General features: G+C 52.1%; 19 protein-coding genes. 6 read left to right on the top strand and 13 right to left on the bottom strand.

Going from position 1 to position 15,204, the window contains the following annotated elements; genetic code table 11:
* Window positions 1–85: 85 nt before the first annotated feature.
* The 9 genes from BUB30_RS31145 to BUB30_RS31105 all read right to left on the bottom strand — a co-directional run bounded on the left by BUB30_RS31145 (window position 86) and on the right by BUB30_RS31105 (window position 9,499).
* A complete protein-coding gene (locus BUB30_RS31145) occupies window positions 86–2,008 on the bottom strand; it encodes an OmpA family protein (RefSeq protein ID WP_073142374.1) in 1,923 nt (640 codons plus the stop codon).
* Window positions 2,009–2,016: 8 nt separating this feature from the next.
* The gene (locus BUB30_RS31140; protein ID WP_073142372.1) at window positions 2,017–2,613 is read right to left on the bottom strand and encodes an aminotransferase class IV; all 597 of its coding nucleotides are present in this window, start codon (window positions 2,611–2,613) and stop codon (window positions 2,017–2,019) included.
* Window positions 2,597–3,574 (bottom strand): aminodeoxychorismate synthase component I, encoded by a 978-nt coding sequence (locus tag BUB30_RS31135; RefSeq protein WP_073142371.1) that lies wholly within the window; start codon window positions 3,572–3,574, stop codon window positions 2,597–2,599. The genes BUB30_RS31140 and BUB30_RS31135 overlap by 17 nt, the downstream gene beginning before the upstream one ends.
* A 12-nt stretch (window positions 3,575–3,586) precedes the next feature.
* Window positions 3,587–4,216: a 7-carboxy-7-deazaguanine synthase QueE gene (locus tag BUB30_RS31130; RefSeq protein ID WP_073142369.1), complete on the bottom strand. Its 630-nt coding sequence runs from the start codon at window positions 4,214–4,216 to the stop codon at window positions 3,587–3,589.
* A 35-nt stretch (window positions 4,217–4,251) separates the two neighbouring features.
* Complete coding sequence (locus BUB30_RS31125; protein ID WP_073142367.1) at window positions 4,252–5,148, bottom strand: bifunctional 5,10-methylenetetrahydrofolate dehydrogenase/5,10-methenyltetrahydrofolate cyclohydrolase; 897 nt, start codon at window positions 5,146–5,148, stop codon at window positions 4,252–4,254.
* A gap of 61 nt (window positions 5,149–5,209) precedes the next feature.
* Window positions 5,210–5,788, bottom strand: coding sequence for a hypothetical protein (locus tag BUB30_RS35850; protein WP_178377241.1), 579 nt, complete (start codon window positions 5,786–5,788; stop codon window positions 5,210–5,212).
* A gap of 32 nt (window positions 5,789–5,820) precedes the next feature.
* Window positions 5,821–7,605, bottom strand: coding sequence for a translation elongation factor 4 (lepA, locus tag BUB30_RS31115; RefSeq protein ID WP_073142364.1), 1,785 nt, complete (start codon window positions 7,603–7,605; stop codon window positions 5,821–5,823).
* Window positions 7,606–7,774: 169 nt separating this feature from the next.
* Window positions 7,775–9,049 carry a metal-dependent hydrolase family protein gene (locus tag BUB30_RS31110; RefSeq protein WP_073142362.1) on the bottom strand — a complete coding sequence of 425 codons (1,275 nt, stop codon included), beginning with the start codon at window positions 9,047–9,049 and terminating at the stop codon, window positions 7,775–7,777.
* 51 nt (window positions 9,050–9,100) lie between these two features.
* Window positions 9,101–9,499 (bottom strand): hypothetical protein, encoded by a 399-nt coding sequence (locus tag BUB30_RS31105; protein ID WP_143165154.1) that lies wholly within the window; start codon window positions 9,497–9,499, stop codon window positions 9,101–9,103.
* A 118-nt stretch (window positions 9,500–9,617) separates the two neighbouring features.
* Here BUB30_RS31105 and BUB30_RS31100 point away from each other — a divergent pair, with 118 nt between their 5' ends.
* Window positions 9,618–10,247 (top strand): acyl carrier protein phosphodiesterase, encoded by a 630-nt coding sequence (locus BUB30_RS31100; RefSeq protein WP_073142359.1) that lies wholly within the window; start codon window positions 9,618–9,620, stop codon window positions 10,245–10,247.
* A gap of 29 nt (window positions 10,248–10,276) precedes the next feature.
* Window positions 10,277–10,642, top strand: a complete 366-nt coding sequence (locus BUB30_RS31095; RefSeq protein WP_073142357.1) for a hypothetical protein — start codon at window positions 10,277–10,279, stop codon at window positions 10,640–10,642.
* Here the strand turns inward: BUB30_RS31095 and thiL are convergent, their stop codons facing one another.
* The gene (gene thiL / locus BUB30_RS31090) at window positions 10,643–11,680 is read right to left on the bottom strand and encodes a thiamine-phosphate kinase (protein ID WP_073142355.1); all 1,038 of its coding nucleotides are present in this window, start codon (window positions 11,678–11,680) and stop codon (window positions 10,643–10,645) included.
* 141 nt (window positions 11,681–11,821) lie between these two features.
* Here thiL and BUB30_RS35355 point away from each other — a divergent pair, with 141 nt between their 5' ends.
* Window positions 11,822–11,983 carry a hypothetical protein gene (locus BUB30_RS35355; protein WP_178377240.1) on the top strand — a complete coding sequence of 54 codons (162 nt, stop codon included), beginning with the start codon at window positions 11,822–11,824 and terminating at the stop codon, window positions 11,981–11,983.
* Window positions 11,984–11,990: 7 nt separating this feature from the next.
* On the opposite strand, the gene mce is transcribed toward BUB30_RS35355, so the two are convergent.
* Window positions 11,991–12,389 (bottom strand): methylmalonyl-CoA epimerase, encoded by a 399-nt coding sequence (mce, locus tag BUB30_RS31085; RefSeq protein WP_073142353.1) that lies wholly within the window; start codon window positions 12,387–12,389, stop codon window positions 11,991–11,993.
* Window positions 12,390–12,463: 74 nt separating this feature from the next.
* Between mce and BUB30_RS31080 the strand changes: the two genes are divergently transcribed.
* Both BUB30_RS31080 and BUB30_RS31075 read left to right on the top strand, forming a co-directional pair.
* The gene (locus BUB30_RS31080; protein WP_228450765.1) at window positions 12,464–12,877 is read left to right on the top strand and encodes a hypothetical protein; all 414 of its coding nucleotides are present in this window, start codon (window positions 12,464–12,466) and stop codon (window positions 12,875–12,877) included.
* A 19-nt stretch (window positions 12,878–12,896) separates the two neighbouring features.
* Window positions 12,897–13,223, top strand: coding sequence for a HesB/IscA family protein (locus tag BUB30_RS31075; RefSeq protein WP_073142351.1), 327 nt, complete (start codon window positions 12,897–12,899; stop codon window positions 13,221–13,223).
* Between the two features lie 172 nt (window positions 13,224–13,395).
* On the opposite strand, the gene BUB30_RS31070 is transcribed toward BUB30_RS31075, so the two are convergent.
* Window positions 13,396–13,761 carry a hypothetical protein gene (locus BUB30_RS31070; protein ID WP_073142349.1) on the bottom strand — a complete coding sequence of 122 codons (366 nt, stop codon included), beginning with the start codon at window positions 13,759–13,761 and terminating at the stop codon, window positions 13,396–13,398.
* Between the two features lie 170 nt (window positions 13,762–13,931).
* On the opposite strand from BUB30_RS31070, the gene BUB30_RS31065 reads away from it, so the two are divergent.
* Window positions 13,932–14,270: a single-stranded DNA-binding protein gene (locus BUB30_RS31065; protein WP_073142348.1), complete on the top strand. Its 339-nt coding sequence runs from the start codon at window positions 13,932–13,934 to the stop codon at window positions 14,268–14,270.
* 170 nt (window positions 14,271–14,440) lie between these two features.
* Here the strand turns inward: BUB30_RS31065 and BUB30_RS31060 are convergent, their stop codons facing one another.
* Window positions 14,441–15,073: an outer membrane beta-barrel protein gene (locus BUB30_RS31060; RefSeq protein WP_073142346.1), complete on the bottom strand. Its 633-nt coding sequence runs from the start codon at window positions 15,071–15,073 to the stop codon at window positions 14,441–14,443.
* Window positions 15,074–15,204 lie beyond the last annotated feature (131 nt).

Here is a 15,204-nt window from a genome sequence, read left to right as displayed (position 1 = left end):
TAAAGCGATTTTGGAAACTTTGGGGTAACATCGGGGGAACACGACCGCAGTACTCCCGTTGGGTGACCCTCCCCTAAAAAAAATTCTACTTGACAATCCTGAACTCGATCCTCCGGTTCTGCTGTCTCCCCTCATCCGTGTCGTTGGTGGCCACAGGCTTATCTGGTCCGAAACCTTTCGTAGTAAGGCGTTTTTTATCGACGCCAGATTTGATCAGATAATTATAAACCGAGAGCGCCCGCTTTTCAGAAAGTTGACGGTTATAGTCCGCAGCGCCGGAATTGTCGGTGTGGCCGCTGATCTGTACCCGGATGCCAGGGTTCTCATTCAGAAAGCGAACGATCTTTTGCAGCTCCGGGGTGGATCGGTCTTGCAGGTCATACTTGTCTACATCGAAGAAAATGTTGTTGAGAACGGCGACGGAGCCCTCCTTCACTTTCTCCAGGTCGATGTTGACAACGATGGGCTGGAAATCCCGGACCTCGGAATAGTTGAAATTATAACTCTTGAAGAGATAGCCGACTTTGTTGATATAGAGCGCATAGTTGGCCCCTTGCGTGAGCACCATCAGGTACTCCCCGTTTATCGAATCTGACTCCACCAGCGACTCGATCGCGTTGCTGCCAATGTTGATCAATTCCACGTTTGCCGCCAGGGGATGTTGATCGTCTTTGTCGCGGATGATGCCCCGCACGTAGTTGCTGCGATACTTCATTTGGTTCTCGGCGGGGATGTCGATCTCATAGATCTTGCTCCGGGAGTGGCCGTTGGGCAGGTCTTCCTCGTGTGCGTAGTATCCTTTCTTACCGTCGGCGGTGATGAATAAGGAGTACTGATCATCGTGGTCGTTCAGCGGCGCGCCGAAATTTCTCGGGGCCGACCATTGTGACGAATCCTTTTCCACGAAAAAAATATCATACCCTCCAAAGCCAGGCAAGCCGTTAGAGGCGAAGAAAAGTGTCCGGTTGTTGGCGTGGATGAAAGGGGACATCTCGTCGTACTGGGAGTTTATGGATTTGCCCGCGTTGACGGCTTTCATCCATTTGCCATCATCGCCCAGGGTAGAGATCCAGATGTCTCTGCGGCCCAGGCCAGCGCGGCGGTCGGATACAAAATATAGGGTGCGGCCGTCGGCGGAGAGGGAGGGTTGTGATTCCCATTCGGCGCTGTTCACGTTGCGACCGAGGTTGGTGGGCACCGTCCAATCCTCGCCGATCTTGCGGCTTTCATAAAGGTCGCAGCTGCCGATGCCGTCGCGGCCTGCGCACGAAGTGAAAATTAGTTTACGCCCATCGGCAGAGATGGTGCAGGTCCCTTCGTTGAGGCGGGTATTGATATTTTTGGAAATGGACACCGGCGTCGTCCAGCGACCGCGTTCATCTTTTTTACTCACCACAAGGTCTTCGGTGTCGTTGGGATCGTTGGTTGCACGGCGCGTGAAGATCAATTGTTTTTGATCGGCCGTTAGGGCCGGGAAATATTGGAGCACGAAGCAGTTAACGGTATCGCTCAGCGGCCGCTGATGGTAGGCCGACGTGTCGTTTTTGTTTTTCAAAGCAAATTCGGCGCTCCTGAACAACACGGTGGCCCGGTCGATCCGGGGCTTGCTCTGGTTTTCGTTATTCACGAAAGCGCTGAGGACCTTCATGGCTTTTTCGTAGTCGCCGGTGAGCAAGTAGAGTTCGCCGAGCTCGTACCAGAAAAGTTTTTGAAGCCGCAGGTCGTTGGTGAGGGAAAGGCCTTTCTCATAGGTCCCGATGGCCTTGGGGTTTTCCTTCATGTTCGCATAGGTGACGCCCAGACGGAAATACGCTTCCACAAATTTGTCGTCTTTGTCGAGGGCCTGTTGCAACAGGTTGATGGCCTCTTCGAATTGCCCGCGCACGCGAAAATTATCGGCCTGTACATAGAGTTCGTAGGCCTTCTTTGACTTGGTGGTGACCTGGGGTTGCGAAAACGCTACCGTGCTACACAGCAACAGCAGCACGATGGCGGCGGCATGATTCATGCCTAAAACTAGAAAACAATGTTGGATACGTCAATTTCCGGCGACTCAAATTCCAGCATCGCGTTGATGAGCTTGAAGGTTTCGAACGTCTCGATATCCTCCACGCGAATTTCTTCTTCGTGGATCACATCGCGCTCCAGCAATTTGGCGCGCTGCGTTCCTTTGAGCAGGGCCGACCAGGGCGTGTACCAGTGCTTGCCCCGGCGAAACACGATGTTGGCATACGAAGAATCGGTGACCAATCCGCGCTTGACGATCAGGATGTCGTCGCTGGCCTGGCGCAGTTCATAGAGCTTGTTTAACGTTTTGCGATCGGCATATTTGAATTCGTACGAGATGCGATCGTGCTCGATCACGCGCAGGCTGTTGACGGGCTTGGGTGTGTAGGGCATGAACTCCACTTCCTTGGATTGTTCGTCGTACACAATGCGACATTTGAACAATCCTTGTGCAGGTCGTTCGAGGTGTTTTAGAAATTCCTCCAGGTCGAAATGATCGAACTCACCGCAGAGCGTTTTCAGCGAACGGTTCATGCGCTGTTCGTGGTAGAACAGGTTCTGGTATTCGCCGTCCTGCAGCTTTATGGTTTCAAGTAAGAGGGACATATACTTTATCGATCACTTCCTGGTACTCCGATGCTGCCGTGCTTTGCGTGGTGATGCCACCGCCACTCCGGTAGAAATAGCGGTCGCCTTGCTTTTCGATGAAACGGATCATCACCCCGCTGTCAAGTCTTTCGCCGTCGAAGACCCCGAACACGCCCGTGTAGTATCCCCGCTGTTCTTGCTCCACGTCGCGGATGATCTCTAACGTCTTGGGTTTTGGCGCTCCACTCACCGACCCGGGGGGCAATAACCTTACCAAAATGTCGCCGATACGGGCGGCGTAATCCTCCTCCAGATCGCCCACCACTTCCGAACTCACTTGCAACAACGTTTTTGAGGCCGTTTGTATTTCTTCAATGTATCGAAAACGGGACACATGTACGCCGGAGGCCACCTGGCTCAGATCGTTGCGGATCAGGTCTACAATGGTGACATGTTCCGCAATTTCCTTGGGATCGGCCAGCAATCTTTCGCGCGCTTGTGGCAGGGAAGCATCCATCGTTCCCTTCATGGGAAAACTATAGATCTTTTTGTCTTTTATCTGGACAAAAATCTCCGGTGAAAACACCAGAAACCTGTTGTCAAACAGCAGTTTATAGCGGGCGCGGCTCAAGTGGAAGAGGTCGCGCAGGGAGCGGTCGGTCTTTACTTCGGTTTTTACGGTGAGGTTGGTCAGGAAAGAGTCACCGTAGGCCAGGTGGGCGTAGACCGCATCGAATTTGCGTTGATATTCCTGTTGCGGTAGCGGAATTTTCTCCAACGTAACCGAGCCGGTAGGGGTAATTAGGGGGGCCTGTGGGGTATTGGTGATCCCCTGGATCCGGTAGAGCAGTTTTGACGCGTCTACGTCCTTCAGACGCAAAAGCAACGGCTGTTGCATTTCAAAATCCACCACAAACAAAAAGGGGACCTTTTCCTGTCCCCACTGGTTCATGGTTGCCGCGAACGTTGTGATGTTCATGGAGGGCTTGTGCTAAGGAATGTTCATGTATTTATGAACTTGTAACGACACCTGCCACTGCGGGTTGGCTTTCACGTAGTCAATGATGAGGGGAAGCATCTCTTTTTCTTTCGACCACTCGGGCTGCAAATACAGCTGGCAGTCCGGGCGAACCACCGCGGCAAATTCCGCTGCCCAGGCAAAGTCGCTTTTGTTGTAGACGATCACTTTCAACTCGTCGGCTTGCACAAATACCGAGGGATGGGGTTCCTTGAATTTTTTGGGAGAGAAACATACCCAATCCCATTGTCCGGTAAGCGGATACACGCCGGAGGTTTCAATGTGCGTGCGCATGCCGTTGGCCTTTAGCGTCTGCGTTAACGCGGTGAGGTCGTGCATGGCGGGTTCGCCACCCGTGATGACCACGATCTCCGTGCCACTGGTCTTGGCGCGCTCCATCATGACGTCGACGCTCACGGAGGGGTGCGCATTCACATCCCACGATTCCTTTACGTCGCACCACACGCAACCGACATCGCACCCGCCGAGGCGGATGAAATAGGCGGCACTCCCCTGGTAGAATCCTTCACCTTGGATGGTGTAGAAGTCTTCCATGAGCGGAAGCGTTGTTACCAGATGTTTTTCTTTGATTTCCACAGCCATGATCTTCGCGTGCTTACCGGCAAGTCGTCCGCGTGTTACGGATGGCGCAGCTCGGTGGCGCGCAGGGTATTCAGCAAGAGCGATACGATGGTCATCGGACCCACACCGCCGGGAACGGGGGTGATGTACGATGCTTTGGGTGCTACGTTTTTAAAATCAACGTCTCCTTTGATAGCCCATCCTTTCGGATATTCGGGGCCTTCCACGCGGGTGGTGCCAATGTCGATGACGATGGCGCCTTCCTTCACCATGTCGGCGGTGATCAAGCCGGGTTTGCCTACGGCGGTCAACAAGATGTCTGCAGAGCGAGTATAGGCCGGCAGGTCCTTGGTGAATTTGTGGCAGATCGTTACGGTGGCGCGACCTTGTTCGGTCAGCATCATGCTGAGGGGTGCGCCGGCAATACGGCTTGCTCCCACTACCACGGCATGCTTGCCTTCGGTCTCTATGCCATAGCGGCGCAGCAGTTCCATAACACCATAGGGCGTTGCAGGCAACAGCAGCGGGCTTTTTGAAATAATGCTTCCGAAGTTATGGTTGGTGAAGCCGTCCACATCTTTATCGGAACGGATCTTCTCGGTGATGTTCTCTACGGAAATGTGTGCAGGCAAAGGCAACTGCACGATGAAGCCATCCACATCGTCGTCGTTGTTCACGTGGTCGATGTGTTTCATGAGGCGTTCTTCGCTGATGGTGTCGGCAAAGCGCATCATGGTGTAGTGGAAGCCAACGCTTTTGCAGGCTTTCACTTTGTTGTCGACATACGTTTGGCTGGCGCCGTCGTCGCCCACCAGGATGATCGCGAGGTGAGGGATCTTTTTGCCAAGCTGTTTGCGCTCAGCCACCTTCGCGGCAATTTCATCCTTGATATCGGACGACACTTTTTTGCCGTCGATGAGTGTGTAGGTGGTGGTTTGCAAGTCCTGCGTCATTTCAATCTGATATCTATTTTTTTCTACTGTGTTTACAGCCCTACCGCGCTCATTTCAAACGTTAAAGTCTCAGGCCATTCTTTTGGATCAACTGGATAAAAAGTTTCTCCCCTCTTTCCGTACGTCTGTCGCTTCTTTCAAATCGATCTAAAAAATATTTAGTCGATGCCTCCATTCGGGCTTCGGATTTCTCCATACGAGCATCGAGTTTCGCCGCCCGCGCTTCGGATTTCGCCATGCGAGCATCGAGTTTCGCCGTCCGCGCTTCGGATTTTGCCATGCGCGCTTCGAATTCGCTCCACCATTCCGCAGAACGCGCCTCGAATTCTTTCCGCCATTCCGCAGAACGGGCCTCGAATTCTTTCCGCCATTCCGCGGATCCGGCCTCGAATTCTTTCCGCCATTCCGCGGATCCGGCCTCGAATTCTTTCCGCCATTCCGCCGATCGGGCTTCGAATTCTTTCCACCATTCCGCGGACCGGGCTTCAAATTCCGCATCGTGCTTCTCAAGACGTGCCTCCGCTTTCACCATGCGCTGGATCGTCAAGTCCAACCGCCTGCCAAACTTTTTCATGTTCTCTTCGAGGCGACCCAGGTGCCTCAACATTTCTGCAATAAATTCTCCATTGTTTTTTTCCATAACGGTTTCAATTTCATAATACAACGGTTAATTTAATCAATTTTCAGAACCGCCATAAAGGCTTCCTGCGGTATTTCCACGTTGCCCACCTGGCGCATGCGTTTCTTTCCTTTCTTCTGTTTCTCCAGCAGCTTGCGCTTACGGGAGATATCGCCACCATAGCATTTTGCCAATACGTTCTTGCGGATGGCGCTGATGTTTTCGCGGGCCACAACCTTCTGGCCAATGGCCGCCTGGATAGCGATCTCGAACATCTGGCGTGGAATGAGCTCGCGCAGTTTTTCGCAAAGTTTGCGTCCCCAATCCTGCGACTTGCCGCGGTGCACGATGGCACTCAGCGCATCCACTTTCTCACCATTCAACATGATGTCGAGCTTCACCATGTCGGATTCGCGGAAGCCGATGAGGTGATAGTCGAGGGAAGCGTATCCGCGGGAGATGGATTTCAGCTTGTCGAAGAAGTCAAATACAATTTCGGACAGCGGCATTTCAAACGACATCTCCACGCGATCGGTGGTGAGATAGTTTTGATTGATGATGCTGCCGCGTTTGTCCATGCACAGGCCGATGATGGGCCCGATATATTCTGATTTCGAAATGATCTGCGCTTTGATGTAGGGTTCCTCGATGCGCGACATCCGTGTGGGGTCCGGCATTTCGGAAGGAGCATTGACATAGATCTGTGTTCCATCCGTCAGGAATGCCTGGAATTGCACCGAGGGCACCGTGGTGATCACGGTCATGTTAAACTCGCGCTCCAGACGTTCCTGGATGATCTCCATGTGGAGCATGCCGAGAAATCCGCAACGGAAGCCAAAGCCGAGCGCGGCCGACGTTTCCAATTCCCATACCAGTGACGCGTCGTTAAGCTGCAACTTTTCCATGGACGCACGCAACTCTTCAAATTCTGTCGTGTCCACGGGATAGATACCCGCAAACACCATGGGCTTCACTTTCTCGAATCCTTTGAGGGCCTCGCCTGGATTGAGCACGTTTGTGATCGTATCGCCGACATGCACCTCGCTGGCCACTTTGATACCGGAAATGAGATAGCCCACGTTGCCGGTGCTGATCTCGTTCTTGGGTTGTTTGTCCAGTTTCAAGATGCCGATCTCATCGGCACCATATTCTTTGTCGGCATTTACAAATTTGATCTTGTCACCCTTGCGGATGGTGCCGTTGAATACACGGAAGTAGATCTCGATGCCACGGAATGAGTTAAAGACCGAGTCGAAGATCATGGCTTGCAACGGCGCTTTGGGATCGCCTTTGGGGGCCTTGACGCGGTTCACGACGGCACGCAGTATTTCTTCGATGCCTTTTCCTTCCTTTGCGCTGGCGCGAATCACATCTTCGCGCTTGCAGCCCACCAACTCCACAATTTCGTCGGTCACCTCTTCGGGCATGGCATGGGGCAAGTCGATCTTGTTCAGGACCGGGATGATCTCCAGGTCGTGTTCCAGGGCGAGATAGAGGTTGGATATCGTTTGGGCTTCAATGCCCTGGCTGGCATCCACAATGAGCAGGGCGCCTTCGCAGGCGGCAATGGAGCGCGACACTTCGTAGGAAAAATCCACGTGACCCGGGGTGTCGATCAGGTTGAGCACATAGCTTTTGCCATCCATGGTGTAGTTCATTTGGATGGCGTGGGACTTGATGGTGATCCCTTTTTCTTTCTCCAGGTCCATGTTGTCCAGCACCTGGGCCTCCATCTGGCGTTCGTTCAGGGTGCCGGTAAATTCCAACAGTCTGTCGGCCAGTGTGCTTTTGCCGTGATCAATGTGTGCGATGATGCAAAAATTGCGGATGTTTTCCATGCTCTCAGTCTCCTAAATCGGGCAAAATTCCCATTTCGCGGCAGTTTCCGCATCAGGGTTTGCTCCTGTCCTTGTTTAAGACTGCAAAAGTAGGAATTACAACGATCAATGAGTAGGGAACCATGAACAATGGAAAAGAAAAGTCCATTGTTCATGGTGGGGTGGAATTTTATTGTTTTATCACGACGCCTTCCTTCATGACGAAGCTCACTTTTTCCATGGTTTTGATGTTTTTGAGCGGATTTTCGTCGGTGGCCACGATGTCGGCAAATTTGCCTGTTTCGAGGGAGCCGAATTTGTCAGACATGCCCAGGATCCCGGCGGGAACGACGGTGGCCGACTTGATCGCTTCCATGGGGGGCATGCCGGCCTCAACCATGAAGCCGAACTCCTTGGCATTGTCGCCGTGTGGATACACCCCTGCATCGGTTCCAAAGGCTATTTTAACACCGCGTTTGTAGGCCTTTCTAAAGGTTTCCTGGATTTGGGGACCGATTTCCAGTGCTTTGGGCACCACCAGGGGGTGGTAATAGCCGGGCACTTTGGCCTGCTCGGCCACAAACTTTCCGGCCGAGATGGTGGGTACGAAGAAGGTGCCTTTTTGCTTCATCAGGTCCATGATTTCCTCGGTCATTTTTGTGCCGTGTTCAATGGTGGTGATTCCCGCCATCACCGCGCGTTTCATGCCTTCCGCTCCGTGGGCGTGGGCTGCCGTGTGCATGCCATATTCTTTTGCCGTTTCGATGATCGCTTTCAATTCCTCGTCGGTGAACTGGGGACCGGAACCATCTTTGGCGATGCTGAGCACGCCGCCGGTGGCAGTTATTTTGATCATATCAGAACCTTCCTTGTAGCGTTGACGCACGGCTTTCCGGGCATCGTCGGGGCCGTTGATGACGCCTTCCTTCGGTCCGGGATCGCCCATGAGGTCTTTGCGATAGCCGTTTGTGGGATCGGCATGACCGCCCGTGGTGGCAATGGATTTTCCTGCCGAAAAGATGCGCGGTCCCACGGCAATGCCCTGGTTGATCGCATTTCTCAAGGCGGTATTTACACCCGAGCCTCCCAGGTCGCGCACGGTCGTGAACCCGGCCATCAGCGTTTTGCGGGCATAGGCTGCGGCGCGAAAGGCTACGTCGGCGTCGTTAAGGGTGAAGCGCTGGAGGGCCTGGTCTTTGCTGGTCTCGCTTTCGAGATGGACGTGCATGTCGATGAGTCCGGGCATGACCGTTTTTTTGCTGAGGTCGACGAGCACGTCGCTGGCGCCGGGTTTCGAAAATCCTTTTTCGATGGCGGTGATCTTGTTGCCTTCCACCACGATGGTCATCTCGGGCTGAACGTCGTTGGCCTTGCCGTCGATGAGGTTGCCGCAATGGATGTAGGTTTTCTGCGCATAGCTCGCGAGGGAAGCCATGCACAAAAGCAGGAGGTAAATTTTCTTCATACGGTTTTAGGTTAATGAGGGAAAGATAGGCTTCAAAAGAAAAATGACAAGTTAATGCTGGAGATATTTCTGCACCAACGTTTTCAAACGGCTCATTTCATCGGCGCCCATGACCGCGGCTTTCACGTTGAGCAGCAATTCGAACATCACCTGCTGATCGTAGCCCAGGTTGGAAGCGATCTTGGAACAAAACATGATCTCCTCCTTGTACATGCGCTCGTCGATCTTCATGAGCTGCACCAGGGAGAAAAGGTAGTCGAACTTCCGGTCGTCGGAAAGATCTTCGGGAACGATGAGGTCGTGGCGTTTGTCAAACAGCGGTTTCACCTCGTCGGGGTAAACGTTGTTGGCCCGGCCGATGTTAATGATATAGTTCCGCTCCCGGTCGGCCACGGTGCCGTCTATTTGAGCGAGGCTGATCAACAATTTCATTTGGGCAAGTGCAGACATGGTAGTTTAGGTTAAAGTTAAGGTGTATCAACGGGACAGACGAGGGTAAACTGAACATGATCACTATGAACGTCCAACCTAAGAACTTAATAACAAATAACCAATACCTTTACACGGCATGAATTTTTTGGCACACATTTATTTATCGGGGAACAATCCCTCCGTGATGGTGGGCAACTTCATCGGCGATTTTGTGAAAGGCCGGAACCTGCTTGAACAATTTGGCGACGGCATTGCCAAAGGGATCGCCTTGCACCGCGAGATCGATGCCTTCACCGACCATCACCCCGTGGTGTTGCAAAGCAAGACCCGGTTGCGGCCCAAGTACAGGCACTACGCCCCCGTGATCGTCGATGTTTTCTATGACCATTTTCTTTCCCGGTATTGGGACCAGTATCACGCCCAACCACTCCCCGACTTCGCCCGCGAGGCCTACCGCTTTTTAGAGAGTCAAAGCCCGGTGTTACCGGAAGGCGTGCGTCGTCTTCTGCCACACATGAAGCGTGGCAACTGGCTGCTGAACTATGGCAACCTGCAAGGACTGCAACAGGCCCTGAGCGGATTGGCCAGCCGAACCCGCCACGACTCGCATATGGAACAGTCCGTTCAGGATTTGGAACAATCGTATGACGCCTTCAAAACCGAATTCGAAATTTTTTTCCCGGACCTCATTGCCATGTCGCGCGCATTCCTGCACCCGTTGCCCGGACCGGTGTTTCCACTCGCCATGTCTAACGGTCAGCATTAATCGTTTACCTTTACGTCACAACTTTTTATATGCATAACGACCCCGAACTCAGTGGTAAATACCTCGGCACCATTTCACAAGACTTTGTGCGGGTAGCCGACACCTTGAAAGAAGCCTCCTACCAGATCAGGACGGCGGGCTTTGAATATCCCATTTTCCCCCTTTGCAAGGAAGAACAACCCATCGGTCAAATGCTGATGGCCCCCGCCGTGAACGGCACCGCCTGGTATTATTATGCTTCTTTTTTTGACGAATTCCTGCAGCGCGGCCTGGTCACCCCCGACAAGGTGGACGACTTTAAGGCAGCCTATAAGGATCCGGATGAATTTTGCTGTCTTTTCGTGGTCGATCAGCAGTTTACCAACTTCGTCTTCATTCCCTTCCCGGAAGATTGATCACGACCGGAAATGGTCCCATCCCTGGGCCCGCAACGGTACCACTGTGCCTCCTTTGGTGATGAGCACGTTCTGATCCTTGCGGTCGTGCACATAGCCGATGAAATGGATGTCGGGGTGATTCTTGAGCTTCTCCTGGTCGGCTTGCGAGATGGTGAACAACAGCTCATAGTCCTCGCCACCATTCAGCGCACACGTTACAGGATCGAGGTTGAATTCGACCGCCGTCTCGTAAGCCGTGTGATCGATGGGAATTTTGTCTTCATAGATCCGGACGCCCACACCCGAGTTTCTAGCAATGTGCAAAAGTTCCGATGCCAACCCGTCGGAAACATCGATCATCGAGGTGGGTTTCACGCCGGCTTCCTCGAGGTCGAAAACAATGTCGGTGCGCGCTTCGGGTTTTAGCTGCCGGCCAACAAGGTATTCGTATTTTTCAATGTTGGGTTCCATGTTGGGATCGGAAAGGAACACTTGCTTTTCGCGTTCCAGCACCTGGAGTCCCATGAAGGCGGCGCCCAGGTCACCCGTGGCACAAAGGATATCATTCACTTGCGCGCCACTGCGGTAGGCGATCTTCTCCCGTCGTGCGCGGCCGATCACCGAGATGGAGATGACCAGCCCGGATGTGGATGACGTTGTGTCGCCACCGACGAGGTCGACGCCATAATTCTGACAGGCGGTGCGAATGCCTGCGTACAGCGCATCGATCGCCTCCACCGAAAAGCGGTTGCTCAACGCCAGGCTCACCGTGATCTGTTCCGCCTTTCCATTCATGGCCGCGATGTCGGACACGTTCACCGCCACGGCCTTGTAGCCCAAATGATGGATGGGTACATATGACAGATCAAAGTGAATGCCTTCCACCAGCATGTCGGTGGAGACCAGGATACAGTCCTGGTCGTGGCCTTGAATAACGGCCGCATCGTCGCCAATGCCGGTGAGCGATGTGGGGTTGGTGAGGGTGACGTTTTTGTGGATGCGGTCGATCAATCCAAATTCGCCCAGGTTGCTTATCTCCGATCTGTTCTCGCTCATACGTTTTTGTGACAGGTTAAAAAATGATCGTCTCCGTCGTCCGAAGAAACCATTCATCCTGCAAAAGTAAGATTATCGATGAATATGACAGATTTGAGTCTTATATTCGGTGTACCTATGCACTGGTAAAACCACGACCCCATGAGAAAAATTACCGGCCTTCTGCTCGTCCTGTTTATCGTATTGGGCGCATGCGCCACGCCGAAGCCGTATTACAAAACCGCCAAGGGAAAGAAAAAGACGAAATACTACAACGACATCCAATTTGGCGGCAAAAGCGCCAGCCAGATGAAGAAACCTTGATGTCGGCCTAGAGGTCTTGGCAGAGTTCGATCAAAACGCCGCCAGTGGTTTTGGGATGGAGAAAGCAGATCATCTTGTTGTCGGCCCCTTTCTTGGGCTCCTGATTGATCACCTCGAAACCTTTATTTTTATAGTCCTCGATGCTGCTGCGGATATCGCTCACCGCAAACGCGAGATGGTGCACACCTTCCCCCTTTTTTTCGATGAATTTGGCGATGGGCGAATCGTCGCGGGTGGCTTCCAGGAACTCGATTTTCACCCCGCCGATCTCAAAAAACGAGGTCCGCACGCCTTCCGAGGCCACTTCCTCGATCTTGTAGTGCTCGCGACCCAATAGGGCTTCAAAGACAGAATGTGCATTTTTCAGGCTTTTAACGGCAATTCCGATGTGTTCAAGTTTTTCCATAATTGTTAACTTTGTACCCAAACAAGAAACTTTTAGGGGAAATCGAAAGTTTAAACTGTGAAACTTTGGCATCTATGATCGAGACACTCAGCGAAATGCACGTAGAAGCGGCCCGCATACAACAAGAAATCAAGGACTACCTGGGCTTGCGCACGTCGGACCTCGTGTTTGAGTACAGCACGGTGGATGGCCACAAAGTGAAGCTGGACCTCATCACCATCAACCCGCGCCACAACCAGGCTTTCCTGTTCCACAACGAAACCGGAGCCGACAAGGTGGATGCGTTAAAGAAAATGCTGGCCTACGTGCAGCAGTATAAAGAGAAAGAGAATTCTTACACCATACAATGGGTTGCCAAGGGCGACACGGAATTGCACACGTCCTACTTCAAGGCCAGCAACATCCTCGACGCCCTGCAAAAGCTGTATTACGGACGCGATATGAATACGCTTACCGTTTTCAGCGTAGTGCTCAACCCGATTTCGTAAACAAAGAACATTGCAGACTATGATCAGCGTAACCGATAAAGCAAAAGAACGGATCATCGCCCTCCGCACCGAAGAAGGCAAGCCCGACAACAACAACATCCGCGTGCTCGTGAAGGGCGGTGGCTGCTCGGGACTGATGTATGATCTCAACTTCGACGACGAGATCAAACCCGCCGACCAGATCTTTGAAGACAAGGGTATCAAGATCCTGGTCGACAAGAAAAGCCTCCTCTATCTGTTGGGCACCACGCTCGACTTTTCGGACGGCCTCAACGGAAAGGGTTTCCAATTCATCAATCCGAACGCCACACGCACCTGCGGTTGTGGTGAGAGCTTCGCGGTTTAATTCCCAGAGCACATCGTTGGCCTCTGGGTTGATGGGGAGGTTATTGAACTTATTATTTCATGAACGCGGCGAAATGCCCGTTCAGACAGATGGCAATCCTTGAAGGGTTGCCATCTTGTTTTTCAGAATATTTCTCATCATCATTCATTTGATCACACACATTCCGTGTACATCAATGGGGTTGTCTTGTCACCAAGAGCAGATCGCCGTCCTTCAAAAGAATATAGCCCTGATCAAAGCAATAGTAGTAGCGGCCCTCGGTTCCGGTTTCGTCGATGTTGGTGAAGTAGGTGAAATCAAATCCGCGATGGCGCAGTTTATCGCAATCGACTTTGGTCTTTCCGGTGTGGTTGAGGTCTTTCAGGATGCGGCGATTCCGGCGGAGCACGTGAATGACCGAGCGCATGTAGTGGGTTTCGGAACTGTTGATGCGATTGTTGTAGTTGGCGCGGCAGTGATCGTCACAAAATTTTTTGTCGGCCCTTCCCTTAATAAGTGCCCCGCATTCCTGGCAGAATTTGTGAACATGATTTGACATAAAAAATAACCAACAACTGATGATCGAATATAAACGAAATTAAACGTTTATCATACGACTAGCTTTAATTTCTTGCCTCACCTTGGCGAGACCATCGGGCGGGTAGCCCTGGTGTTGGGAGTCGCATTTCCCAACGCAACGTTTATTCACCACACTATACCAATCGACGTATGAAAAATTTAAAAAACAGCGTGAGGCTTATCGGCAACCTGGGCAAGGACCCCGAGGTGCGTATTTTTGAAAGCGGCAGCAAAAAGGTATCCTTTAATCTGGCGACGAATGATACCTATAAAAACGACAAGGGCGAAAAAGTGGTCGACACGCAATGGCACCACCTGGTAATGTGGGGTAAACTGGCGGACATCGCGGAAAAGTACTTGAAAAAAGGCAACGAGATCGCCGTGGAGGGCCGCCTGGTTCACCGGGAGTACGAAGACAGCACGGGAGAAAAAAAATACTTCACCGAGATCAACGTCGGCGAGCTATTGATGTTGGGAGCGAACAAATAAAAGTGAATGCCCGTTAGGAGCAAAACAAAAAGCCTGGCGATGATCGTCAGGCTTCTTATAGCTTTTGTCCGTTCAACACAACGAATATCCTATACGACAAAAGTTGCACGGTGACTGACCTGTTAAAAAGTCCGATGACGATCCACCGGACGCCGCGATCAACGTCGGTATTATTTTCTTCCGCCACCAAAATTCGCCCCGAGACGAACACCCAGGTAGTTGTTCCTGAAGCTCGCGTCGCTTCCCGACACGGTGGTCTTTGTGTTGGGAATAAAATTATAGTCGACCGAAAATGTGAAGTGCCCCAAATCAAAACCTAAACGCGGGTAGAATCCCAGCTTCGATTGCGCATCGCTGAGGTTTACCGATTCTGTATGCGTTTGCACCTGCCCTTGTCCTGTGAAATCAATTCCATCGACAACAATAACATCGGTCTTCATCGCCGACAGATTGTGGATCCCGAGACCGGCACCGAAGAAAGGACGAAAATTATTTGTACTCAGGTAGTACTGCACGTTCAGCGTGTAGGAGGATTGGGTCGACAAATCAAAATTCTCCATATCGACGGAACTACCCGAAAGTCCGCGGGCGACGATGGCCGACTCCACACGCAAGCCCAGCGAGAGGGCATCGCTGAGGCGGTAGGAAGGCTCGAGATAGACAAGGCCTCCTCCCCGAGAGCCACTTCCCGAAGGCTTGGCATAGCCAACGCCGATGCCTACTCTAAACTTCTTGAAATTTTGGGAGGATGCTGCAAGGGCGCAGGCTAGCGCGAAACAGGTGAGTAAGATTTTGGTTTTCATAGCCATTAACATTTTTTGGTTAGGGCTATAAAGAAAAAGCACCTTACTGCAATGGGATTGCAGTAGGTACTTTCCGTTTTTTTTTAATGCTACGTGTAGGGGCGATGTTGGCGGGAGATGATATTTTTTTG

Source organism: Chryseolinea serpens (assembly GCF_900129725.1).
GTDB classification, from domain to species: Bacteria; Bacteroidota; Bacteroidia; order Cytophagales; family Cyclobacteriaceae; genus Chryseolinea; species Chryseolinea serpens.
The sequence above is the reverse complement of the archived record's forward strand: the minus strand, read 5'-3'. Positions and strand labels throughout refer to the sequence as shown.